The organism is Salmonella sp. SSDFZ54 (assembly GCF_004010735.1).
GTDB lineage: Bacteria > Pseudomonadota > Gammaproteobacteria > Enterobacterales > Enterobacteriaceae > Salmonella > Salmonella enterica.
Genome location: NZ_CP034819.1, coordinates 1700411 through 1723839 on the forward strand (window position 1 = coordinate 1700411; position 23429 = coordinate 1723839).

20 protein-coding genes, 1 tRNA gene and 1 other RNA gene are annotated in these 23429 nt (G+C 52.8%); 7 read left to right on the plus strand and 15 right to left on the minus strand.

What is annotated here, in order from left to right:
- Window positions 1–6: 6 nt before the first annotated feature.
- The 4 genes from dppB to EOS97_RS08550 form a co-directional block, all read right to left on the minus strand.
- Window positions 7–1026: a dipeptide ABC transporter permease DppB gene (gene dppB / locus EOS97_RS08535; protein ID WP_000938843.1), complete on the minus strand. Its 1020-nt coding sequence runs from the start codon at window positions 1024–1026 to the stop codon at window positions 7–9.
- 156 nt (window positions 1027–1182) lie between these two features.
- Complete coding sequence (dppA, locus tag EOS97_RS08540; protein WP_000028047.1) at window positions 1183–2790, minus strand: dipeptide ABC transporter periplasmic-binding protein DppA; 1608 nt, start codon at window positions 2788–2790, stop codon at window positions 1183–1185.
- 555 nt (window positions 2791–3345) lie between these two features.
- On the minus strand, window positions 3346–4671 hold the full coding sequence (locus EOS97_RS08545) for a uracil-xanthine permease family protein (protein WP_001136077.1): 1326 nt from the start codon (window positions 4669–4671) through the stop codon (window positions 3346–3348).
- A 57-nt stretch (window positions 4672–4728) separates the two neighbouring features.
- Window positions 4729–5853: an aryl-sulfate sulfotransferase gene (locus tag EOS97_RS08550; protein WP_000940825.1), complete on the minus strand. Its 1125-nt coding sequence runs from the start codon at window positions 5851–5853 to the stop codon at window positions 4729–4731.
- A 149-nt stretch (window positions 5854–6002) separates the two neighbouring features.
- Between EOS97_RS08550 and EOS97_RS08555 the strand changes: the two genes are divergently transcribed.
- Window positions 6003–7010: a substrate-binding domain-containing protein gene (locus EOS97_RS08555; RefSeq protein ID WP_000290690.1), complete on the plus strand. Its 1008-nt coding sequence runs from the start codon at window positions 6003–6005 to the stop codon at window positions 7008–7010.
- Here the strand turns inward: EOS97_RS08555 and EOS97_RS08560 are convergent.
- The 9 genes from EOS97_RS08560 to EOS97_RS08600 all read right to left on the minus strand — a co-directional run bounded on the left by EOS97_RS08560 (window position 7001) and on the right by EOS97_RS08600 (window position 15942).
- Window positions 7001–7134: non-coding RNA, RtT sRNA (locus tag EOS97_RS08560), on the minus strand. The two genes, EOS97_RS08555 and EOS97_RS08560, sit on opposite strands and share 10 nt — an antisense overlap.
- Before the next feature lie 35 nt (window positions 7135–7169).
- Window positions 7170–7246 (minus strand) — tRNA-Pro (locus tag EOS97_RS08565).
- A 90-nt stretch (window positions 7247–7336) separates the two neighbouring features.
- The gene (gene eptB / locus EOS97_RS08570; RefSeq protein WP_001269263.1) at window positions 7337–9028 is read right to left on the minus strand and encodes a kdo(2)-lipid A phosphoethanolamine 7''-transferase; all 1692 of its coding nucleotides are present in this window, start codon (window positions 9026–9028) and stop codon (window positions 7337–7339) included.
- A gap of 217 nt (window positions 9029–9245) precedes the next feature.
- Complete coding sequence (gene lpfE / locus EOS97_RS08575) at window positions 9246–9773, minus strand: long polar fimbrial protein LpfE (protein ID WP_000792961.1); 528 nt, start codon at window positions 9771–9773, stop codon at window positions 9246–9248.
- 5 nt (window positions 9774–9778) lie between these two features.
- Entirely contained in the window at window positions 9779–10843 is a 1065-nt protein-coding gene (gene lpfD, locus EOS97_RS08580) for a long polar fimbrial protein LpfD (protein ID WP_000914250.1), read from the minus strand.
- 17 nt (window positions 10844–10860) lie between these two features.
- Window positions 10861–13389 carry an outer membrane usher protein LpfC gene (lpfC, locus tag EOS97_RS08585; RefSeq protein WP_000220316.1) on the minus strand — a complete coding sequence of 843 codons (2529 nt, stop codon included), beginning with the start codon at window positions 13387–13389 and terminating at the stop codon, window positions 10861–10863.
- A 22-nt stretch (window positions 13390–13411) separates the two neighbouring features.
- A complete protein-coding gene (lpfB, locus tag EOS97_RS08590; protein ID WP_001082125.1) occupies window positions 13412–14110 on the minus strand; it encodes a long polar fimbrial chaperone LpfB in 699 nt (232 codons plus the stop codon).
- Between the two features lie 84 nt (window positions 14111–14194).
- Window positions 14195–14719 (minus strand): long polar fimbria major subunit LpfA, encoded by a 525-nt coding sequence (gene lpfA, locus EOS97_RS08595; protein ID WP_001518613.1) that lies wholly within the window; start codon window positions 14717–14719, stop codon window positions 14195–14197.
- A 518-nt stretch (window positions 14720–15237) separates the two neighbouring features.
- Window positions 15238–15942, minus strand: coding sequence for an autotransporter outer membrane beta-barrel domain-containing protein (locus EOS97_RS08600; RefSeq protein WP_000637063.1), 705 nt, complete (start codon window positions 15940–15942; stop codon window positions 15238–15240).
- A gap of 156 nt (window positions 15943–16098) precedes the next feature.
- Here EOS97_RS08600 and tag point away from each other — a divergent pair, with 156 nt between their 5' ends.
- Complete coding sequence (gene tag / locus EOS97_RS08605; protein ID WP_001188420.1) at window positions 16099–16680, plus strand: DNA-3-methyladenine glycosylase I; 582 nt, start codon at window positions 16099–16101, stop codon at window positions 16678–16680.
- A complete protein-coding gene (locus EOS97_RS08610) occupies window positions 16658–17098 on the plus strand; it encodes an N-acetyltransferase (RefSeq protein WP_000619905.1) in 441 nt (146 codons plus the stop codon). The genes tag and EOS97_RS08610 overlap by 23 nt, the downstream gene beginning before the upstream one ends.
- Here the strand turns inward: EOS97_RS08610 and EOS97_RS08615 are convergent.
- The gene (locus EOS97_RS08615; RefSeq protein WP_000148459.1) at window positions 17067–19400 is read right to left on the minus strand and encodes a molybdopterin guanine dinucleotide-containing S/N-oxide reductase; all 2334 of its coding nucleotides are present in this window, start codon (window positions 19398–19400) and stop codon (window positions 17067–17069) included. The two genes, EOS97_RS08610 and EOS97_RS08615, sit on opposite strands and share 32 nt — an antisense overlap.
- A 152-nt stretch (window positions 19401–19552) precedes the next feature.
- Between EOS97_RS08615 and EOS97_RS08620 the strand changes: the two genes are divergently transcribed.
- Together EOS97_RS08620 and ghrB are read left to right on the plus strand one after the other, a co-directional pair.
- Window positions 19553–20215, plus strand: coding sequence for an OmpA family lipoprotein (locus EOS97_RS08620; RefSeq protein WP_000747548.1), 663 nt, complete (start codon window positions 19553–19555; stop codon window positions 20213–20215).
- A 225-nt stretch (window positions 20216–20440) separates the two neighbouring features.
- Window positions 20441–21415, plus strand: a complete 975-nt coding sequence (ghrB, locus tag EOS97_RS08625; RefSeq protein ID WP_000804670.1) for a glyoxylate/hydroxypyruvate reductase GhrB — start codon at window positions 20441–20443, stop codon at window positions 21413–21415.
- Window positions 21416–21464: 49 nt separating this feature from the next.
- Here ghrB and EOS97_RS08630 read toward each other — a convergent pair whose 3' ends face one another.
- Complete coding sequence (locus EOS97_RS08630; protein WP_127836138.1) at window positions 21465–22175, minus strand: DUF3053 domain-containing protein; 711 nt, start codon at window positions 22173–22175, stop codon at window positions 21465–21467.
- A gap of 438 nt (window positions 22176–22613) precedes the next feature.
- On the opposite strand from EOS97_RS08630, the gene EOS97_RS08635 reads away from it, so the two are divergent.
- Window positions 22614–22904 (plus strand): HTH-type transcriptional regulator, encoded by a 291-nt coding sequence (locus tag EOS97_RS08635; protein ID WP_000455790.1) that lies wholly within the window; start codon window positions 22614–22616, stop codon window positions 22902–22904.
- 287 nt (window positions 22905–23191) lie between these two features.
- Entirely contained in the window at window positions 23192–23404 is a 213-nt protein-coding gene (gene cspA, locus EOS97_RS08640; RefSeq protein WP_000014594.1) for an RNA chaperone/antiterminator CspA, read from the plus strand.
- The last annotated feature ends 25 nt before the right edge of the window (window positions 23405–23429 follow it).

A 23429-nucleotide genomic window follows, 5' to 3' on the forward strand; every position in this document is an offset into this window, starting at 1 on the left:
GGCCCCTTACTTCTTATGCCGAATACGCGGGTTCACCACGCCGTACAGCAGGTCTACCAGCAGGTTGACGAGAATAATCATCGTCGCTACCAGTAACACGCCGCCCTGCACTACCGGATAATCGCGGCGTTGCAGCGCATCGATCAGCCAGCGCCCCAGACCGGGCCACGAGAAGATAGTTTCTGTCAGAATCGCGCCCGCCAGCAGCGTCCCGACCTGCAGGCCGATCACGGTGACGACTGGCAGCATGGCGTTACGCAGAGCATGGACGATAATGACGCGCATCCTGGTCAACCCTTTGGCGCGTGCGGTACGGATGTAATCCTCCCCCAGCACTTCCAGCATCGACGAACGGGTCATACGCACAATGACGGCCAGCGGGATTGTGCCGAGCACCATCGCAGGCAGGATCATATGCGCCAGCGCATCAATAAAGTTACCCTCTTCGCCCCAGATAGCGGTGTCGATCAGCATAAAGCCCGTCAACGGATTGGTATCATCAAGGAACACCATATCGCTCACGCGCCCGGAAACCGGCGTCAGGTTCCAGTGGACGGAGACCAGCATGATCAGCATCATGCCCCACCAGAAGATAGGCATAGAGTAACCGGTCAGCGCCAGGCCAACGGCAGTGTGATCGAAGATAGAACCGCGCTTCACTGCGGCCAGCACGCCCACCGGAATCCCCACGGCGACGGCAAAAATCATGGCGCAGACGCCAAGTTCCAGCGTCGCTTTAAAGCGAGGCACAAACTCGTCCCACACAGGGATTCGGCTTTTCAGCGAGATGCCTAAATCGCCATGCATCACCCCCCAGATATAATGGAGGTACTGCTGCCACATCGGTTTATCAAGACCGAGTTCAGCCAGCAGTTGAGCATGGCGCTCAGGGGAAATACCTCGCTCACCCGCCATGATCATCACCGGATCGCCGGGGATCATGTGGACAAAGGCAAAGGTGAGAAGGGTAATACCGATAAACGTCGGGATAACGAGTCCCAAACGTCGGAGAATGAACTGCAACATAACCCGAATTCTCTCTCATGACCCACGGCCTGGAACCGTGAGTCTGTATTGCTCACAAATCTTATCCCACGCAAACTGCATCGCGGATAAAGCATTACGCCGGATGGCGCTGCGCTTATCCGGCCTACACAACACCGGGGCGCAGCGCTCTTTTAATTATTCGACAGAGACGTTTTCGAAGTGATGTTTGCCTAATGGATCAACCACATAGCCTTTAACTTCTTTACGCACTGGCTCATAAACCGTGGAGTGAGCGATGATCAGCGCTGGCGCCTGGTCATGCATCACAACCTGGGCCTGTTTATAGAGCTCAATACGCTTGTTGTGGTCATCGGTCGCACGCGCAGGCTGAATCAGGTCTTCAAACGGCTTGTAGCACCATTTTGAATAGTTGGAGCCTTGCTGGGCGGCATCGCAGCTGAACAGAGTGGCGAAGAAGTTATCCGGATCGCCATTATCGCCGGTCCAGCCCATCATCACCGTCTGGTGCTCGCCATCTTTAGCGCGCTTGAGGTATTCGCCCCATTCATAGGTGACAATTTTGGCCTGAACGCCAATCTTCGCCCAGTCCGCCTGGATCATTTCCGCCATACGACGCGCATTCGGGTTATAGGGACGCTGTACCGGCATCGCCCACAGATCGATGGTGAAGCCTTTTTCCAGACCGGCTTCTTTCAGCAGCGCCTTCGCTTTTTCCGGATCGTAGCCATAGTCTTTAATATCGTCGTTGTAACCCCACATTGTCGGCGGGATCAGGTTTTTCGCCGCAACGCCCGCGCCCTGATAAACGGCTTTGATGATGGCCTCTTTATTCACGGCATAGGTCAACGCCTGGCGAACTTTGACGTCATCCAGCGGTTTTTTCTGCACGTTATAGGAGAGATAACCCACGTTCAGACCGGCCTGCTCCATCAGGTTGATGTTTTTATCTTCTTTCATGCGCGCAATATCCGCCGGGTTCGGATACGGCATCACCTGACATTCGTTCTTCTGCAGTTTGGCGTAACGCACAGAGGCGTCAGGCGTGATGGAGAAGACCAGACGGTCAATCTGCGGCTTCGTGCCCCAGTAGCCGTCAAAGGCTTTGTAGAGAATGCGGGAGTCTTTCTGATATTGCACCAGTTGGAACGGGCCAGTGCCGACCGGGTTCAGATCCACTTTTTCCGGCGTACCGGCTTTCAGCATGTTGTCAGCATATTCTTTGGAAAGAATAGAGGCGAAGTCCATGGCTAAATCGGCAAGGAACGGCGCTTCCGGACGCGTCAGCACAAACTGCACCGTGTGATCGTCTACCTTCTTCACTTCGCTAATCAGATCCGGCAGCCCCATGCCTTCAAAGTATTCATAGCTGCCGCCAGACACTTTATGGTACGGGTTCTGCTCATTTTTCTGCCGGTCAAAAGAGAACACGACATCATCAGCGTTCAGCTCGCGCGTGGGTTTGAAATCCTTGCTGGATTGCCATTTCACCCCTTTACGTAGGTGGAACGTATAGGTTTTACCGTCTTCGCTGATGTCCCACTTCTCAGCAAGACCCGGGATCACTTCCGTGGTGCCGGTTTTGAATTCAACCAGACGGTTATAGATAGGTACGGAGCTGGCATCATAGGTGGTGCCAGACGTAAAGAGCTGTGGGTTAAAGCCTTCCGGCGAGCCTTCTGAACAATAAACCAGGGTTTTGGCCTGTACGCTTGCTGCAACGGTCATGGCCACCAGGCTCAAACCAAGCTTCAGCATCCCTGACTTCTTCAAGGAAATACTCATTCTTCTGCTCCAATTGTGATGTATGTTGTTTTGCCCTTTGCAAAGGCTTTTACCGCCCGGCCTTTTTTGTTTTTTACCTGGTCAGGTCAGTAGTGAGAGGTGGGGATTCCGTTCGCATAATCGACTGAGTTGCAGTGCGGATTCTCCATAAAATGCCCCTCATTCCCTACAATCTGTCAATAGAATGTCAAAACGTCAATACAGGTAACCAGCTTTTACAACAACGGTGAGAATTAACAAACAAAGATTAAAAAAAGTTCAGAAGGGTATTTTCAGCAGGGAAATTTGTGCTATAGGCAGAAAGGCAGAGTTATTCACTTAATATTTTGCAACAGTTAGTGATTAACAATTAGACATTAATTGAAAAATTTCTTTCGATATGTTGATTATCTGAGCGATTAATACCACTAACGCTAAAACGCACAGGCGAAAATGCTGAGGTTATCCATAAGCCGTGTGCAAAAAAGAGTTATACGGACATTGAAAAACACCATCGAATATGTCACAAAATTGTAAATAAGTAGGCCGTCGTGCGGCCTACCGCGATCACAAAAACTAACTTTTGACCCTGGCCTGCGTGCGCTTTTCGCTCCAGTTAAACAACGAGTTCACCAGAATCGCCGTCAACGTCCCCGCTGCCATGCCGTTGCCAAAGACCATCTGTACGCCCGCCGGGAAATTCTGATACAGGCCGGGTACCAGTATAGGTAGCATTCCCATGGCCAGCCCCATCGCCAGCGCGTAGGTTTTACCCGGCGTATGCAGTGGCTCACGCGCAATCATATCAATGCCGATAACCCCGATAATGCTGAAGACAATCACCGCCGTACCGCACACCACCGAACCTGGCAGACAGGTCGCCAGACGTACCAACGGCGCGAATATGGCAATCAGGATTAACAATCCTCCGGCAGCCGCAGTCACGAAACGCGATTTCACATTAGTGGTGCGTACCACCCCAATATTTTCGCCGGAAGTGATAATTAAGGAGGTGCCAAAAATCCCCCCCAGCAGCGACATTACCGCATCACCACGAATGGTACGTGGAATCGCCCGCTGCACATTTTGCGTGGAATTGACTATTTCCGCGGTAGCAATCGTTTGCCCGGTTGCTTCAGCCATAGAGATGACCGCGTAAATCAGCAACGGCAGCGAGGCGGAGAGATCAAAAATCGGCCAGCCGAACGGCAAAAGCTGTGGGAAACTAAACAGCGGCCCGTGACCAACACCGCTAAAATCGGTGCTACCCAGCGCCATTCCCAGCAGCGTTCCCGCTAAAAGGCCGAACATCACCGCCAGCTGGCGCAAAATACCGCTAAACGCCAGCGCGAAAATCAGCGTTATCAGGATAGTCCCCAGCGATAAAATGATACTGGTTGGATGAGCGAAGTCGGCGCTCCCTGGCTGACCAATGATCAACCCGCCGTACAGGCGAATAAGGTTAATCGACACCATTAGTAGCATGATGCCAATGATAAAGGGGGGAAAATGGTGCAGGCAGCGGCGGAAAATCGGCAACGCGATAAAGTAGAACAGCGAGGTCAGAATTACGGCGCCAATCGCGGTCTGGATATTGGTCTGTAAAGCGATCGCAACGAAAATCGCAATCGGCGCGCCCCCCGGTACCATAATAAACGGCAAACGCGCGCCCACCCCTTTCACACCCAGGCTTTGCAGAATAGCGCCCAGACCGCACATCAGAAAGGTCGCGCTAAGTACCGAGGCGGTCACCGTATCGGTAAAGTGGAGCGCTTTGGCGATCAGAAAGACGGAGGTAATGGGGGTGGCGGCAACGACCAGCACATGCTGAAGCGCCAAAAGTAAGGTGGTTTGCCAGGGTAATGCATCGTTATCCGGCGTAGTAAGGCCAGGTTGCGGCATGATTAACTCCCATAAAACATCAAAAAAATAACCGCCAGCGCGGGCTGGCGGTCTGTATTATTTCAACCAACTAATGGCATCAGCGGCATAGCGATGCGCACGGAAGGCGCTGTTCTGTTTTCCAGGAATAATGCCTTTACTGAGGTGCTCCGGATATTCATTAAAGAACGGAATGATATATTCCCATACCGTTTCGCCTTCGGGGGTGACTTCAAACAGGCGGCCAAACGCCGATTCACAGATAAAGGTGTTGCCGTTCGCCAGCCGCTGCGCGCTCCCCATATACGGCGAGAAAAATGCCGGCGGGAAGATATCGCGATACTGCCAGGTAATCGCTTTGGTCTGCGGATCGAACTCCAGCACCGTGGAATGCGGCGAGGTGACGCCGGGACGCAGGTTGCCGTTATCGAAAACCAGAATCGACCCGTTCTCCATCTCAACCGGCGTGTGCTGCTGCGCTACGACTTCCGGCCCTGCATGCCAGATAACCTTCCCGCTCTCTTTATCCACGGCAATGACGCCAGACGTCGTGCGCAGGCTCATCAGTACCAGGCCATCACGGGTGACGGACAGGCCGTTAATCATCGGCCAGTGGCGGCGGTCGAAAATATCATGAATCGGGAAATCTTCCGGATTCAAATGCTCCCAGGCACGCCATTCCCAGACCACTTCACCGTCGCGATTGACCTCTTTGACGACGTCGCTCTGAATCACGCCGTCCGGCGCATCACGTCGCGGGTCGCCGCCGGTAACACGGGCGGCGATATCGGCAGGCAACGGCGACGCGGCGGTATACAGCAGATTACCGTTCGCCAACCATTGCGCATCATGGTGATGGTAAATATCTTCGTAATGCCAGACGATTTCGTTATCCGGCGTCACTTCGTAGAAGTCGCCGCCGTGCCAGAGATCCCACGCCGGATAGAGGTTCGCTGAAGTGCGGTGGCTGCCGTTATAACCCAGATTACCATTCGGCAGCAGCACTGCATCACGCCCGGCGCGAACCGGAAGCTGCCACTGATGCGCGACTTCGCCCTGCTCGTCCACCAGGTAAACCCGCCCTTCGGCGGTTTGCGGCGCAAAAAGCGTATAGCCGCCAAAGCTCTTCGCCTTATCAGCGTAGATAAGGCCCGCCGGACGGCGTCCAAGGGTAAAAGTCGAGTCCTGAGTTAAGTGTGCCACATCGCCTCCTGAGGAATAAATTTGCGCCAAAATACCCCATTAAAACGTTTTAATGAAGAGTTTTTTACGATCCTCACTGAAAAAAAGCAAACGTTACCGTCTGGTAAATATGCTACCCTGTGCGCAAATTTTCGCAGGTCAGGAAGCAGATGGCTGTTCAAAATAAAAAACGCGCAAAGTTGATTGATGTTGCCCGCCATGCAGGCGTGTCGCCAGGGACGGTATCCAATGCCTTGCACAACACCCGCTTTGTCGAGCCGCAGACGCGACGGCGTATTGAAGAGGCCATTGCTGCGCTCAACTACACGCCGAATATTCGCGCCCGCCAGTTGCGAACCGGCAAAACCAATACCATTGCCTTGCTCTCTTCGGTGCCGCTGGCGATTGCCTCCGGCGCGTCACGACTGGGATTTATGATGGAGGTGGCGTTAACGTCCGCGATGATGGCGCTGGAAAAACAGCATGCGCTGATTCTGGTGCCGCCGGGGGCAAATCCACTGGATGCCGTCAGCTTTGACGCGGCGATCCTGATTGAGCCGGCGGAGAACGACCCGCAGCTCCAGGCGCTGGCGCAAGCGGGCATTCCCTGCGTCACCATTGGCCGCACGCCGGGGACCGACACGCCTGTGCCGTGGGTTGAGCTGCACTCGGCGGCAACAGCACAGCTTCTGCTAACGCATCTGGAGGCCTCCGGTGCCAGCAAATGTGCGTTATTTGTCGGTAACACACGGCGAACATCAGTTCTGGAGAGCGAAGCGGCTTACCAGCGCTGGTGCGCGGAGCGCCAGGACCCCGTCGTCTACTCTCTCAATGAAAGCGAGGGTGAAAATGCCGGCTACCAGGCCGCGCAGCAGCTATTACAGGCACATCCCGACGTTGACGGCGTGCTGGTGTTGATCGACACCTTTGCCAGCGGCGCGGTACGGGCTTTCCAGGAACAAGCAGTAGCTATCCCGGAGCGGATGCGCGTGGTCACCCGCTATGATGGTATCCGCGCGCGCGAATCGCTGCCGCCGCTGACGGCAGTGAACATGCATCTTGATGAGGTGGCGCGACAGGCAATCACACTATTATTTGATTTACTGGCGGGCAAGAAGGTCAGCCACAGCGACGGGATCATGCCTGAACTGGTGGTGAGAGCGTCAACCTGTCGGTGATAGAGGATGACTCGCCACTGCGTGGCTCGCCCTGCGGGCCGTTGCTGACGCAACGTTCTCTCGCTTCGCTCGGGTCGAACCTCTTGCCCCCGGAGGTTCTCATCCTCGTCAGACTTCAGATACAAAAAAACCCTGCTCGTTGAGCAGGGTTTCTGAATTTGGTCGGTGATAGAGGATTCGAACCTCCGACCCCTTCGTCCCGAACGAAGTGCGCTACCAGGCTGCGCCAATCACCGAATGCGGGCGCATCTTACTGCTCAGGCGCACGCCCGTCAATCCCTTAGTCGCAAAATACAATTCAATCGGCGAGAAAGTCGGCAGACAACCTACTTCGCGGCGACTTTCTGCGCATCGGGAATATGGCACCAGTTGTTGTTCTGGTTAATGCCGCCATCCGGCGATGTATACCCCAGGCAGCCCATTATCGTATCGTACAGCTCCACATGACGACGCGGCACTTTGATCTCCGCCTGCTGTTTCAGGTGAGCGAACATCTGCGCATGTTGCGGACTGGCAAGATATTTATCCGACATCCATACCAGCATCGGAACACGGAATTGCTCCGGCGGCGCCATATTGCGCGGCGTACCGTGCAAATGTTCGCGTTCGTTAATCGACTCGCCGTGGTCAGCCGCGTAGAACACAATCGCTTTTTTATCACGCAGCTGATCGAACACACTGGTAATAAAGTGATCCACATAGGTCACGGAGTTATCGTAAGAGTTGATCATCTGCGCTTTCGTGCAGCCGCTATCGACCCCAATACATTCGGGCTTCCACTGAGCGTAGCTGCGCGGATAACGTTGCGTATAGTTAAAATGCGACCCCTTAGTATGCAGGATAATCAGATGCTTACCCTCCGGGTTCTGGGCAAGCGAGTTCTGCATCTCATCAATCAACAGCATGTCATCAACCGTTTTACCGCGGTTACGCGGCTCGGCGCCGATCTGCTCGCGGTAGGAGATATTATCCGCCATGGTATTGCTATAGAACCACATCTCGCTCTGCATGGCGTACAGATCGGAACTGAATCCGAGCTGTTTGAGTACGGCAAAAACATTCTGCTCTTTTAAGGTACGCTGCGGGTTATTATCCGCCCCGCCTTCCCGTACAAACATACAGCGTAAAGAAAGCTTCGTCGCGGTATCGCAAGAATAGCCGCGGAACGCCGCCAGATTTTTTTCCTGCGCCAGTTTCGGCGTGGTATTACGCTCGTAGCCGAAAATCCCCATGTGATCCCAACGGGTCGTCTCACCGATAATGAAAACGACGTAGGTGTCATCCCCATCCTTCGGCGCAACATAGGTAAATTTCCTGGCCGGGTTTATTAACGAATTATTGTCCGACGACTCATCTACCTGCGCCCAGGCATACAGCCCTAACGCAGATAACCAGTTTGAGGGCAGGTAGGAGTTCGCCACCACGCCGCCATAGCTGGGTAAGTCGATACCTGTCGCCCGTTCAACCTTTTTTTGCTGTACATCCAGCAGGCGGATAGGCGCCCACACCATTACGCCTGCGAGTACCACTACAGCGGCGCTGCGAAAACGCTGCCCCGGCGTACGTAGCTGGCGCAACAACGTGTAGCGACAGTGGTTACTCCAGATGAAGATGAGCGGAAGCACGCTCACGGCAATCAGCCACAATACGAAGTGCAGCCCCACCACCTCTTTCGAGAGATCGATATCGGTGGTCATAACAGACGCAATAATGCCGTAGCCAATCACCACGTTCAGGAAGGTCATGTAATAACTGGCGCCAGCGGAAAACAGCACCACCAGCGTGGCCAGCACACGCCAGACGCGTCGGCCAAACAGTGAAAGAAGACGAAGTAAGAAGAAAGTGACCAGCACCGTGGCGCCAAGTTCGACAACTGCGGAGAGGCCTTTCCAAATGGTAAATTCTTGCGCATAACTGCCGAAACGGCGGTAAAACACGGCGCAATTCATAAACAGACCGATATAGAGCGCAAGCAAGAAACTAAGTTTCTGTTGCGTCATCGATTTAATGTATCTCATGCAAACAAACCCTGGGAATCGGGATAAAAACGACCTGTACAACGATTCTGTAATCAAACAGGTAAATATGCGGCTAACGCAGATGTGAGAAAGTCTACAAGCACGGTTAAGTAGACCACAAGCAGAGGGGAAAGTGGCAACGGAGAGTGTGATCGGAGAAGATTTTTACAAAAAATCACTAAAAATGGAAAAGGGCCAGCGAACTGGCCCTCAGTGATTATTCGTATGTGACGCTAAAATTCACCGTCGCATTCGCTGGGCCAACGGTGGCATCCGGCTTAACAGGCACATAGCTGGCGATATAGTTCAGCTTGTTAGTACCATCAAACCAGACGGTGTGTTCGACAGGAGTAGAGTCGGTACTGGAGGGGTATTGTTGCGTCCCACCAGATGTTTTAATTTTTAACGCCACGCCCGTCGCGCCGCCGCTATCCAGGGCAAAAAGCGAGGGGTCAGTCGGGTCTGGAGAACCGTCCATCGTAACGCTGGCCTTTGTGGCATACGCGCAATCTTTTAAGCCGATGCTAAAGTTTTTCTGGTTCAGCTCTTTACCCACTTTTACCGGGCGCTGAAGCACCACAGTCTCCATATTGACGTCGATACTGTCGTTTTCCAGTTCACAGGTAGCCGCCTTAATAGTAATGGTAAAGTGGATATCACCAGCAGAACCGATATTCGACGGTGCCGCCATCGCGGAAGTGGTAAGCAGTAAACACGCTGGCATCAAAGCATGAAGGTTTTTCATCCTGCTTACTCCACATCAATACGCATGGTGGCAATTCCCTCGAAATCCCCGGCGGCCGGCAATTTGCCGGTGGTACTGATGGGGTAAGCCGAAATGGTCGTTGAGGCGGTACGGTGCGTGTCGTCAACAAGACCCGATACGCTCAGCTCCTGATTAACACTGGCGTCATTTGGCACCAAAATTTTACCGTTAGCACCCTCAATGATGGCACCGATATCCGGGTTGCCCATGTCGATGGCATTCGAATCATTAGCGTTTGGCATTCCCTCAATACGCAGGAAGATCTTTACGCCATCGGAAATATTGGTGCATTTAAACTGCAGCTCTTTGGTGAATTTCGTGGCGTTCTTTGCAACTTGTCCTTTGCGATCTTTAAAATCAGTGGCCTTAAATTCCCCAAACGGAATTTCCAGCGTGCTGCCGCTGGAGAGTTCACAGCCCTGTGGAACGATGATGCTCCCACTTAAATATACGGATGCCAACGGACTGGCATTATAAACGTCTACTTTGTGGGTTCCAAACAAGTCCAGTATCTTTGTACTCGGTATTTGCAGTTCACCGACAAATGGATGATTAATATAAAGAGATAATTTTCCTTTGCTTCCTGTTGTAAACCGTACATCACCCACAGTGCAGCCTGCTCTGGCGGCGGACAGATTATCTAAATTAGAAAATGGCGCTGTTTTATAATCCTGATAGTGTCCCTGAACCCAAACATCGACTGAAATCTGGATATTATTATTGATAATAAAATATTGGCGTTCGCCTTCGCTGTGGCCAGGAGCGAGGGGGGAAGTAGCTTTATAATATGTCGATGCCGTAGCAGTCCCCTCTGGACATTCACAAACAGCATCGTAATCCCCCCCTAAATCCCACGACCAAAAATCACGGAAAACCATACCTGAGGCATTCTTGGACGTATCGGTGATGGTTTTATTCAGCGTGGCCGAAAAAACATGAGTCCCGCCGTCAGGCGTACACGCCCCCCAATCCGCTGCCGCCAGCACCTGGCCAGAAAACAGCACCGACCCACCCAGCAGGCCCGCAAACATTATCAACTTTTTCAACATAATCGTTTCCTTCCCTGTTACCGGCAGACGGCATTCGCCATCACCACGCCGGTATTATCCTGTTGTTCCGGCAGCGTAAACGCCACGCGGCATTGCTGTGCCTGGTCTTTACCCCAGTTCACCTGAAGGGCACCTTTCTCCGGCATCCCGCTGATATAAAGCTGACCGTCTTCACCCACGATACTGCTGGACTCTTTTGTGGTATCCAGCAGCGTGGCGGTAGCACCAAACGGCACCGCTTTGCCATTGGCCTGCGTCAGGTTCATCAGCACGCGATAGCCCACTCGGGTATCGAAGCGGGCACGAACAATCGCGCCGCGCGTCGGCACTACGTTGACGGAGGCGGTATCCAGGTCAACCTGGTTGTTCAGGCTGTCGCTTCGCAGTGAGACTTCCGTTTCACGGTACGGGGTGAGATAAGGCACGACCGCATTACCCATCCAGTCCACTTCCACACCACCGTTGTTGATCACGTGCGCGCCGCGCGCGCCCGGCGCGGAGATAATGGCCATGGATTCACCCAGCGGTTGAGAAAGAGTGATACCTTCGCTATGGGCTATTACACCGCCGCGCAAACCGTAGTTCACCTGCTGGCCGTCACGGTTGTAATTGTAACCCAGACTGGCGCTACCCACGCCGCCCTGGTAATCCAGGTTCACGCTGCCGCTGTTACCCACGCCGTTGCTGCCGTAGCCTTCCTGCACGCTATAGTTCAGGTTGTGGTCTTCCAGCGCGGTGCCGCTCACCCCTAACTGCTGGTTGGTTCGGCCATGCTGATCGGTCGTGAGGTGGTAGTTACTCCACACGCGTCCCAGTGGAATCGACATGGAGAATGACAGTAAACGATCGCTCTCATCCCACTCCGGGCTTTTCGTCCAGGTGTAAGCAATGCTGTAGTTCACGCGGCCAATACGGCCGTTATAACCGGCATTCAGCGAACGCTGTTTACCTTCATCGTTCCAGTAGTCCTGCTGCGTGACGTTAAAATAGACCGAGCCCCAGGCGCCCAGTTGCTGCGTTACGTTGCCCTGAATCTGACTACGTTTGTGATACTGGCTATAAGAGCTGTCCGCATCGCTGCGCACATCCGTCGCTTCCTGGAAGGTGTAATAGCCGCTGGTCGAATACTTGTAACCCAGCAGACGGAAATCGGTACCGCTGTTAAAGCTCTTGGAGTAGAGGAAACGATAAGACTGACCTTCCGAATTCTCCTCATTTGCCAGCTTGCTTTTTGCCTGGGTTACATCGATGGAGATCGCGCCGATATAGCCGAAGTTTTTACCTAATCCTCCCGCCAGCGAGTAATAGTCGTCAGAGAAGATCGCACCACCGTAAACGGTAAAGCCATACGGCAGGCCGTACATGGCATCAAGCTGCCCGAATTTCGGCTCGGCGCTATTATAGTTCCCGGCACGGTATTCCCCGGCGGAAAGGCTGTACTTGAGATGGCCTTCACGCTGGAGGAGCGCCACCGAGGAGAACGGCTGAACGAACTTCTGCTCACTGCCGTCCGATTCTTTAATGGTGACCGTCAGGTCGCCGCTGTTTGAGGTTGGATACAGGTCGTTAATTTCAAACGCACCCGGCTGAACAAACGTACGGTAAATAACGTAGTTGTTCTGCTCAACGGTGACTTCGGCGTTACTTTTGGCAATACCCCGGATGACGGGCGCAAACCCGCGCTGGCTGTCAGGCAGCATCTCTTCGTCGGAAGTTAACTGCACCCCGCGCATCTGAACGCTGTCAAAAATATCACCGGCAGTGGAGGTATCCCCCAACGTCAGCTGTGATTTCAGCGGCACAATGGCACGGCTTAGGGATGTGCCAATGTTATCCCATGTGTTGTTACCGTCGTTTCGCGTCCAGGTACTATAGTTACGTAACCGCCATGCCCCCAGATTCATACCGCTGCGCAGGTTCAGATAGTAGCTGTCGCTGTTGTAGTTGGTCTCACTGTCGTGCGCGTCATAGCTGGCGTTGCTGCCGGAGAAGTTATAATCCACCAGCAGGGCATTCACCCCTTCGTCCCACTGCGATTCTGGCACTGTACCGCGCGCTGTCTGCTTCATCGCAGCCTGCGGGAAGCTCATGATCAGGGTCTGGTCTGCAAAATCGAAATGGCTGGCGGCCTGGGGAATAATGTCGTCAAAAGCAACGCAGGCTTCAGGCGGGGCCATTTTCAGCGCCGGGAAGCTATCAATACGCACGCCCATATCTTCAAGCTGCACGCGGCTTAAGCACGGCACCAGGGATTCACCCATTTTTGCGCGCTGCGCCTCTGTCGCTGCCTTAAATTCCAGGGTGCGAGACTCCATTTTTTTTTCGTTGACCACCACCGAGACGCGGTATTTACCTGGCAGGTGTTCAGCTTTATTGGATTCATACATTGAAAGGTCAACGTGCTGATCAATACCCGGCACATCCTCCAGAAAGCGCGGGTTAAATGTTCCCGCATACGCGGGGAGCGTACTCGCTATCATCAGCGCAAGCGCAGACTGCGTAAAACGCGAGGTCTTATTGCCCAGAGGAAGATGCGTCCATGTCATAGTAATAATCCTTTAAAACGTGTTAGTTAACGCGCTGTGTCAACATGTCGCCAGCCGTGCCAAAGTCATTAATAATGTTGTATTTAACTTCGCTTACCTTGCCGGTGCCGGCTGGCAGTTCAATATTCAATGAGCCTTTTGCCGGAACCATTCCCGTTTTTTCAATATCACGGCCGTTGGCATAAAATTTATTAAACGTCAGGTTAAAGGCAGATGGGTTTTCCACTTTGATCTGGTTAGCCCCTGCGCTGGTGAACTGCAGTTTGTTCCAGCCGTCCATGCTATTGCCTTTCAGGCCCGCCGGACGATAGAACAGTTTTAAGCGGGTACGTACGGCGATCTGCAGTACGTTTTTAGCTTCCGCGTCTTCACTTTTGGCAGGAATAGCTTTTACGTTAATCCAATAAACGGACTCGCGATCCTGCGGTAACGTGCTCGTCGTATTAACAATACGTAAAACGTTATTTTTAGTCGGACTTAATTTAAATAACGGTGGAGTGATGATAAAGGGCGTCTTTTTATTACCGTTAGCGTCATCAATCCATGACTGAATGAGAAATTCATCCGTGGTGCTTTTATTATTTACCGTAAGAGAAGCTTCCTTTCTACTACCGTCATAAATAACACGTGTGCTGCTTAATGCCACGCCACCGGCAAAACTGTTTTGAGCAATCAGCGCCAGCACCAGTGCTGTGCAAGATATCAAACGTGAGCGGTTCATGATTCTCTTCCTGAGCCTCCGCTGGAAAAAATGGCAACGGGATTTCCGTTGCCATTATGATTGACTGTATTAACGAAAATTCGATTATTCGTAGGACAGGTTGAAGTCCACTTCTGCGTTACCGTAACCAGTGGTTACAGTATCTTTTGTTGCAACGTAGTTAGCGGTGTAGTACAGCACGGTCTGACCAGCAGCCAGCGTAGTGGTGGATTTACCGGTGTTCATTTCAACAAGCTTGTTAGCGTTGTCGTAGATACCGATGCCCACGCCAGTTGCCGCACCTGCTTCAGTGTTAACAGAAACCAGTGTCGCGTCGTCTGCATCTCCAACGCCAGCGAAGCTCACGTTAACTTTGGTTTGAGAGGTGATGTCACAGTCTTCCAGTTTGATTTGGAAAGGCTTGGAAACAGATTTATCGCCAATGGCTTTGAAGATATTTTTCTTAACCTGACCCAGCACAACTTCCTGGTTCTGAGAGTCAGTAGAAACGACGCATGGCGCGTCAACGATTTCACCGGTGAATTTAATGGTGCCGTCACCAGATTCAGCAGCGAAAGCAGAAGTGGAAACTACAGCGAGAGCAGACAGAGCAAAAACAACTTTTTTCATTAAAAACTCCATTTATGACGGTAGATAACAGAACGCATCCTTAGGGTTATCTGCATTCTGTGAGGAAATGGAGTGTATAGAGGTGGGGATTGGATACAATAATTAGTATATATAAAAATAATTTTTAGTTAATCTTAAAAAAAATAGAAATCAATATGTTACAAATGTAACGTACATAAATGTAAATTTTTATTAAGAATAAATTAATATAATTAATATATTATTTCTTCTGATTCATAAATAAGTTAAATGCCTTCCTTATTTATTAGACGTTTTTTTAACTCCAATTGATTAGGTATTTGTGCTAAATAAAAATAAAGAGCACCAAATGGGTGCGCTGTACGCCTGGTGTTGCATGTATTACGCAGACGCTTCGCTAACCCCCTCTCGCTGCGGCTGGCGAATAGTGGTGGAAACTGCCAGCGAGATGATTAACAGCGCAAAGATAACGCAGAAGGTTAGCACCCTACTTCCGCCACAAGATCTGTTATCACAGCGTTTCGATGGTAATTTTTAAGTTAAAACCTGGCGCTCACCCCCAGGGTATACAAATAATCACTATCCGTAGCGCTGTTTTCCGCCTGGGAAAACGCCGCATACGCTGCCATGTGCGGGTTAAGTAACACGTCCGCGCCTACGGTGACATCCAACCAGTTTCCCGCCTGATTTCCTGCGGTCATACGACTCAACCCGGACTGCGCTTTCCAGATATTTTCCCCAAACTGTTGGTTATAGCTGATTTGCGCCCAGGGACGGACATCGCCGAACTGCGAGTTTACCCGCCAGCCTAACGTGCTGACGCTGGCATGCCATAACGGATCGGTAAGCGCTAATGTCGTCGCGCTATCGCCATATTCGTTATACATTGATGACGTCGAACCGTCGTAATGCAACGCCGCGACCGGCCCAGTGGTCACGCGTCGGGAAAGCGGAAAATTCCAGCCCATACTGATACCGCTGGTCGCATCAAGCGGGGTTTCATCCGCCAGGCTAAGCACCGGACCCACCGTATTTTGCGTAGACTGAATACGTTCGGCCAGTATGTCGTTGTAATTCGGTTGGTGATCGCTGTCCCAGGTATAGCGTTCCGTCGTATGCCCCGGAGCCGCTTCAGCGATATATTCTTGTTGCCAGGCATACGTGGTATTGATAAAAAACGAGCAGGCCATAAGGCCCGCCAGACAACACAACGTCCGGCGACCACGGCGTTTTCTTACAATCATCAACGCGACTCCAGAGTAGAGCCGAATTCGGCGATATTATTGTCATTGAATGAAGGATGTCGGGCATCAGCCCTGTATTAACTATTGTCCTTTTAGCGGGCCCGTCAAGGCGGGTTGAAGGAAATTTTCGCGGTAACCACAATAACGAGGAAGTCTATGCAGCGTTGCGACTGGGTCAGCCAGGACCCCCTTTATATTGCCTATCATGATAACGAGTGGGGCGTACCGGAAACCGATAGCAGAAAGCTGTTTGAAATGATCTGTCTTGAAGGTCAACAGGCCGGTTTATCCTGGATCACCGTGCTTAAAAAGAGGGAGAACTACCGCGCCTGTTTTCATCAGTTTGACCCGGTACGCATCGCAGCTATGCAGGAGGAGGAGGTTGAACGCCTGCTGCAGAACACGGGCATCATACGACATCGCGGTAAAATTCAGGCCATTATCAGTAACGCCCGCGCCTGGCTTGCGATGGAGCAAAACGGCGAGTCTTTCGCCGATTTTGTCTGGTCATTCGTTGATGGCCAGCCGCAGATCACCCAGGCGGCCAGCCTGGATGAGATCCCTACCTCAACACCTGCGTCCGATGCGCTTGCTAAGGCATTGAAAAAACGCGGTTTCAAGTTTGTCGGTACGACTATCTGTTACTCCTTTATGCAGGCGTGCGGACTGGTCAACGACCATATTACCGGCTGTTTTTGCCATCCGGGAGAAAAACATGATTCGCAAATCCCAGAGTGAAGACATGGCGTCTATTCTGGCGCTGTGGATGAAAAGTACCATTTATGCCCATCCCTTTATCGAAGAACGTTACTGGCACGAGAGCGAAGCAATTGTACGCGACGTCTATTTACCCGCCGCGCAAACCTGGGTATGGGAGGAAAATGGACAACTGAAAGGCTTCGTCAGCGTACTGGAAGCCCGTTTTGTCGGGGCGCTGTTTGTCGCCCCCGACGCGTTAAGACAGGGCATTGGCAAAGCGCTTCTGGAATATGTCCAGCAACGTTTTCCTCTGCTGAGCCTTGAGGTTTACCAGAAAAATCAATCCGCCGTAAACTTCTACCATGCGCTTGGTTTTCGTATTGAAGATAGCGCCTGGCAGGAGGATACCGCCCACCCCACCTGGATTATGAGTTGGCAGGCGGATCAAACGCCGTAAGCGGTAGCGCCGGGCCGGTATATTTCTCAAACCAGACCAGCGCGGTGTTGCCCGCACAACCGTTCCCCAGCCGGGAACTGGGAAGATCTTTTGTCAGGACGTTTACCGCGCCGTTTTTGCATATGCCGCCTGCGGTAGGTTCAGGGTCCGGCCATGCGCCTTCGTGAATACAGATCACGCCAGGCCGAATTCCGTCGGTAACGACCGCGCCCGCCAGAACCTGCCCGCGATGATTCCAGACGCGTACCGTATCGCCATCGACGATTCCGCGCGTTGTCGCATCCTGCGGATGAATCGTCACCGGTTCGCGTCCGGCTACCGCATACCGCTCCCGTAATGAACTGTAGTTGAGCTGGCTATGCAGACGATGCGCCGGATGCGCGGAAAGTAGCTGAACCTGCCCCGCATCGGCGTTCCCGTGCCACTCATCCGGCACCAGCCACATCGGATGACCGGGACAATCCGCGTAACCATAGCTGGCAATGCGCGTAGAATAGATTTCGATTTTGCCGCTGGCCGTTTTTAGCGGATGGTTATCAGGATCGCGGCGAAAATCCGCGAAGCGCACAAACTGCGCGTTGGCGGGATTTTCCGGCATCTCCAGTAAACGGTTAGCCTGCCAGAATGCGGCAAACGGCGGCAGCGTCACCCCCTGGCTGGCGCCACGCTGGGCGGCAATATTGTAGAAAGTCTCCAGCCACGCCAGCTCGCTTTTTCCTTCGGTGAACCGAGCGTAACCACCGTCTTCCCACCGTTCGCTCAGTTCAGCAAAAACGTCAAAATCATTCCGCGCCTCCCACCGGGGCGACACGACCTGCTTCATCGGCGCCAAATGTTGATTGCTATAGTCGCCGGTCATGGTTAAATCGTTACGCTCATAGCTGGTGGTCGCAGGCAGAACAATATCCGCGTGTTTCGCGGCGGCCGTCCAGAAACATTCCGAGATAACGACCAGTTCCGGTTTTTGCCACGCGCGAATCAGACGGTTGGTATCCTGATGATGGGTAAAGTTCGCGCCGCCCGCCCACCAGATAAAACGAATATCCGGGAAGCGGCGATCCATCCCATTGTGTTGGTAAAACCCACCGGGGTTTTCCAGCGCCTCGACAATACGCGCCACCGGTATTTTATCTACCGCATCGACCCCGCCAGGGATGCTTCCCTGCATCGAGGCTAACACGGCGGCGCGGCGCGTCGGGTTTCCGCCATTAGCAAAATGATAAGAAAAACCAAACCCGCCGCCAGGCGTACCAATTTGCCCCAGCATTGCGGCCAGCGTAACGATCATCCAGTGCTTTTGCTCGCCGAACTGCTGACGCTGCATTCCCCAACCGGCCATCAACATAGTGGTGTTATGATGAAATATTTCCGCCAGTTCGCGGATTTTCACCGCAGAAACGCCGCAAATTTCCGCCGCCCATTCCGCTGTTTTGGCCGTACCGTCGGTCGTGCCCAAAAGATAGTCGGCGAAGCGGTCATAACCCGTTGTGCAGCGGGCAAGGAACGCTTCATCCTGCCAACCGTTTTCCACCAGCGTATGGGCGATCCCCAACATTAACGCCACATCGGTGCCCATATGCGGGGCGATCCACTCCATCTTATCGCCAAAAAAGTCGACGCTTTCCGATCGCATCGGATCGATGCAGATCAGGCGCTTGCCGCTTTGTCGCAACGCCGCAAAATAGTCGAGCCCCTGTTCATCCGAGGCATTCCAGGCAATTTTCAGAGTATTCAGCGGATTCGCGCTCCAGAGCACCACCACCTCGCTGTGTTCCAGCACCACCGGCCAGCTAGTCTGCTGCTGGTAAACCTCGTTGCCACCCACCACATAAGGCATGATAGCCTGCGCCGCGCCGGTGGAATAATCGCCAAGATGGCCGGTATACCCTCCCGCCAGCGCCATGTAACGCTGCAATAGCGTAGCCGCTTTATGCAATACGCCGTTCGAACGCCAACCGTAGGAGCCAGCGAAGATGGACGATGGCCCATAACTTTCGCGAATACGTTTGTGCTGAGCGTGGATCAGATCCAGCGCGTCATCCCAACTTACGCGAACAAACTCATCCTGCCCGCGTATGCCTTGCGGCTTATCGGGGGAAGCCAGGAACCCTTTACGCACCATCGGGAAGCGAACCCGCGTTTTACTGTGCACCTGGTCATGCACAACGGTTTGCAGGGAGTTCTGGTGTGCCGTCGGGAGTTCGCCATACGAGGCAAAAATGCGTTCTCCGTCGGTTTCAACGCGGACTGGCCCCCAGTGTGCGGCGGTCAATACCGAATGACGCGATGGTGCGTGGGTCAAGGTTCGCTCCTGAATTATTGGGATTATTTATTTTGCCGATCAATGTTACTTACAAATTTCAGAGTTTTCCCTGGAATTTTCTTCATGTGCAGACGTCATAATCAACCGCCACGGTCGCTGTGGTAAAAATAAAAAAGTGATAAGGATTTAAGATGAAAAAACGTGTATTTGTGATTGCTGCCATCGTGAGCGGCGCCCTGGCAGTATCTGGCTGCACAACAAACCCTTACACCGGCGAACGCGAAGCAGGTAAATCCGGCATTGGTGCGGGTATTGGATCGCTGGTCGGCGCAGGCATCGGCGCACTCTCCTCCTCCAAAAAAGATCGCGGTAAAGGCGCGCTGATTGGCGCGGCGGCTGGCGCGGCGCTGGGCGGCGGCGTGGGTTACTACATGGACGTACAGGAAGCGAAACTGCGTGACAAAATGCGGGGCACAGGCGTTAGCGTGACGCGAAGCGGCGATAATATCATTCTGAATATGCCGAATAATGTCACCTTCGACAGCAGCAGCGCGACGCTGAAACCGGCAGGCGCTAACACGCTGACCGGCGTGGCGATGGTGCTGAAAGAGTATCCCAAGACCGCCGTCAATGTGGTGGGCTACACCGACAGTACCGGTAGCCACGATCTGAATATGCGTCTGTCGCAGCAGCGTGCTGACTCCGTCGCCAGTTCGCTGATCACCCAGGGCGTCGACGCCAGCCGTATCCGTACCAGCGGAATGGGTCCGGCGAACCCGATCGCCAGCAACAGTACGGCAGAAGGTAAGGCGCAAAACCGCCGCGTCGAAATTACCTTGAGTCCATTGCAGTAAACTACCGTACCGGGTAAGGCGGCATGCTTTACCCGGCCTGCACTATTCCCTCGCCATTCCTTCTCCAGACCGGATACACGTCGCATTACTCGGTATTCATTATTTACCACGACACGGCTGCCGACAGCGGGGAAATTGGCTGGTCGATGATGGCTAAACGGGTTAATAATAAGCCTGTTCCGGTTGGCGCATGCCGCGCTTACCTTTTGATTTACGGAGAGTCGCATGAAGCCGTCCATCATTCTCTACAAAACCCTGCCTGATGATTTGCTGCATCGCCTGGAGGCGCATTGTACCGTCATCCAGGTACCGAACCTGCATCCGGAAACGGTAGCGCGACACGCGCAGGCATTTGCCAGCGCGCAAGGCCTTCTGGGCGCCAGCGAAACCGTTAACCGCGCGCTGCTGGAAAAAATGCCGGCGCTACGCGCGGCGTCGACCATCTCGGTGGGATACGATAATGTCGAGGTGGACGCCCTTACTGCCCGCAAAATAGTCCTGATGCACACGCCTGCCGTTTTGACGGAAACCGTTGCCGATACGGTGATGGCGTTGATGCTGACCACTGCCCGCCGCGTGGTAGACGTCGCAGAACGGGTTAAGGCGGGTGAATGGACGGAAAGCATTGGCCCGGCGTGGTTTGGCGTCGATGTGCATCACAAAACACTCGGTATCGTTGGGATGGGGCGTATCGGGATGGCGCTGGCGCAGCGAGCGCACTTTGGGTTTACCATGCCGGTTCTCTATCACGCCCGTCGGCGGCATCAGGAGGCGGAAGACCGGTTTAACGCCCGCTACTGCGATCTGGATACGTTGTTGCAGGAGGCTGATTTTGTCTGCGTGATCCTGCCGCTAACGGCAGAAACGCGACATCTGTTTGGCGCAACACAGTTTGCCAGAATGAAATCGTCCGCCATTTTTATTAATGCCGGACGCGGTCCGGTGGTCGATGAAAACGCGCTGATTGCCGCGCTGCAAAACGGTGAAATATATGCGGCAGGTCTGGATGTCTTTGAACATGAACCGCTATCCGTGGATTCCCCCCTGCTGAACATGTCTAATGTCGTCGCGGTGCCGCATATTGGCTCGGCAACGCATGAGACGCGCTACAACATGATGGCCTGTGCGGTGGATAATTTGATTGATGCGCTGCAGGGAAAAATAGAGAAGAACTGCGTCAATCCGCAGGCGGCGGGATAACGCTACAGGCCCGATAAGCGCTGGCTTGCGCTTATCGGGCAGACTGTCATTACTGAGTCGCGTTTACCGCCGCCGTCCAGGCCTGATTAAACGCCTGATGCTGCGAGGCCAACGGCCCAATCAGCGCATTATATTGGCTGGCCTGCTGTGAGGTCGGGAACTGAATGCCGTTCGCGACAAAGCTCACCTGCTCGCCCTGTTGCGCAATATAATCGCCCACTTGTACCAACTGCTGCGTAAAGATCTGCGCCGCCGGGATCAGCGGCTGCAAAGCATCTGCCGGCACGGTGACTACTTTTTTGTAGACCTGATCAAACACAGGTTTCAGGTCATCGGCCTGCTTTAACGCGCCATGCGCGGCATCAGCCTGCAGTTTTGCATTCTGCAACTGTTGCGCCAGCACGCCTAACGAACCATTTGCCTGCCGCAGCGGCTCGCGTTGCGTCATATAATCCTGCGGAACGCGGATGGCGTTAACGCTATCGACCACCGGGCGCAGACCGGAATCCATCGCCTGGTTTACCTGCTGCGAGTAGCCATACAGTATCGCGTAATCAGACACGAACGGACCAAACTGTTTTTTCTGATCGGCCGTCAGCGTTGGTAAACGCTCTCCGCTACGCATTGCTGTATTCTGCAGGAAATCGACAAACGCTTTGCGCTGATCGCCTTCTTTATCAAAACACCCGCTCAGGCTAAACACCATTAATAACGCCACAACAGGCGCAAACCAGCGAGAGCAGGGCTTACCTGTCGCCATTGTTAATACTCCTTTCACCCAAAAATGCGCACAACGACACCTGCGTGCCTGACGGCTTACAAGGATAGTCCAGGTCAGGCTTGCAGGATACCCTTTCCACGCGATCTTGTAGCGGAAAATTATGTTTATCTGCATCAATGCTTAATTTGTTATTTTATTGTTAATTTTTGGCCTGACACTGCGATAAAAAACGCGGCAAGAAAGCTTTCCAGCGGGGAGTGTAATATTTTTTTAATCTTTACAATTATTTTCTGAAAGACGGATATACCTTCCTGGATCAAATTGTTAGCGTCCTAAAAGTCGCGTAGCGTAAGGCATCGAAACGAATCGATAGCGCTTCCTGGCGGCGCGTCGCCCCCCACCCGCAAGTTTCCCGACTATTCTTAAGAGGCTTCGATGCACTTCACGATCCCGCTGTGTGATTTACAGGAGTTCTCAATGGAATATAAAGATCCGATGTTTGAGCTGCTGAGCAGCCTAGAACAAATTGTTTTTAAAGATGAAACGCGAAAGATCACCCTGACGCAAAAACCCAATCCTTTTACCGAATTTGAACAGTTACGGAGAGGGACGGGACTAAAAACAGATGAATTCGCCAGAGCGCTGGGCGTAACGGTTGCCATGGTTCAGGAATGGGAATCGAAACGCGAAAAACCCACGCCAGCAGAGCTCAAATTGATGCGCCTGATACAGGCGAACCCACGCTTAAGTAAGCAATTGATGGAGTAATTTTTACCCCTTTCTGTTTTAACGGTCCTGCGTAAGGACCGTTTTCCCCGCCCGATTACTGACCTGGAGAAATAAAGTAAAATAAAAGTTGCATCGCCCGGCATTACATGAGTTAATGTGCTCAACGGTTTGACGTACAGACCATTAAAGCAGTTTAGTAAGGCAAGTCCCTTCAAGAGTTATCCATTAGATACCCCTCGTAGTGCGCATTTCCTTAACGCTTAAAAAATCTGTAAAGCACGCCATAACGCCGAAAGGCACACTTATTTTTTAAAAGGTAATACACTATGTCCGGTAAAATGACTGGTATCGTAAAATGGTTCAACGCTGATAAAGGCTTCGGCTTTATTACTCCTGATGACGGTTCTAAAGACGTGTTCGTACACTTCTCCGCTATTCAGAACGATGGTTACAAATCTCTGGACGAAGGTCAGAAAGTTTCCTTCACCATCGAAAGCGGCGCTAAAGGCCCGGCAGCTGGCAACGTAACCAGCCTGTAAGCTTAAAAAGCTCAGAATTTTGAAT

Excerpts from the sequence above, each read along its gene's own strand:
- lpfA (WP_001518613.1), bottom strand. The coding sequence starts at position 14,719 with ATGAAAAAAGTTGTTTTTGCTCTGTCTGCTCTCGCTGTAGTTTCCACT.
- tag (WP_001188420.1), top strand. The coding sequence starts at position 16,099 with ATGCAGCGTTGCGACTGGGTCAGCCAGGACCCCCTTTATATTGCCTAT.
- dppB (WP_000938843.1), bottom strand. The coding sequence starts at position 1,026 with ATGTTGCAGTTCATTCTCCGACGTTTGGGACTCGTTATCCCGACGTTT.
- cspA (WP_000014594.1), top strand. The coding sequence starts at position 23,192 with ATGTCCGGTAAAATGACTGGTATCGTAAAATGGTTCAACGCTGATAAA.
- EOS97_RS08600 (WP_000637063.1), bottom strand. The coding sequence starts at position 15,942 with ATGATTGTAAGAAAACGCCGTGGTCGCCGGACGTTGTGTTGTCTGGCG.
- lpfB (WP_001082125.1), bottom strand. The coding sequence starts at position 14,110 with ATGAACCGCTCACGTTTGATATCTTGCACAGCACTGGTGCTGGCGCTG.
- eptB (WP_001269263.1), bottom strand. The coding sequence starts at position 9,028 with ATGAGATACATTAAATCGATGACGCAACAGAAACTTAGTTTCTTGCTT.
- lpfD (WP_000914250.1), bottom strand. The coding sequence starts at position 10,843 with ATGTTGAAAAAGTTGATAATGTTTGCGGGCCTGCTGGGTGGGTCGGTG.
- EOS97_RS08630 (WP_127836138.1), bottom strand. The coding sequence starts at position 22,175 with ATGGCGACAGGTAAGCCCTGCTCTCGCTGGTTTGCGCCTGTTGTGGCG.
- lpfE (WP_000792961.1), bottom strand. The coding sequence starts at position 9,773 with ATGAAAAACCTTCATGCTTTGATGCCAGCGTGTTTACTGCTTACCACT.
- EOS97_RS08555 (WP_000290690.1), top strand. The coding sequence starts at position 6,003 with ATGGCTGTTCAAAATAAAAAACGCGCAAAGTTGATTGATGTTGCCCGC.
- dppA (WP_000028047.1), bottom strand. The coding sequence starts at position 2,790 with ATGAGTATTTCCTTGAAGAAGTCAGGGATGCTGAAGCTTGGTTTGAGC.
- EOS97_RS08635 (WP_000455790.1), top strand. The coding sequence starts at position 22,614 with ATGGAATATAAAGATCCGATGTTTGAGCTGCTGAGCAGCCTAGAACAA.
- EOS97_RS08610 (WP_000619905.1), top strand. The coding sequence starts at position 16,658 with ATGATTCGCAAATCCCAGAGTGAAGACATGGCGTCTATTCTGGCGCTG.
- ghrB (WP_000804670.1), top strand. The coding sequence starts at position 20,441 with ATGAAGCCGTCCATCATTCTCTACAAAACCCTGCCTGATGATTTGCTG.
- EOS97_RS08620 (WP_000747548.1), top strand. The coding sequence starts at position 19,553 with ATGAAAAAACGTGTATTTGTGATTGCTGCCATCGTGAGCGGCGCCCTG.
- EOS97_RS08545 (WP_001136077.1), bottom strand. The coding sequence starts at position 4,671 with ATGCCGCAACCTGGCCTTACTACGCCGGATAACGATGCATTACCCTGG.
- lpfC (WP_000220316.1), bottom strand. The coding sequence starts at position 13,389 with ATGACATGGACGCATCTTCCTCTGGGCAATAAGACCTCGCGTTTTACG.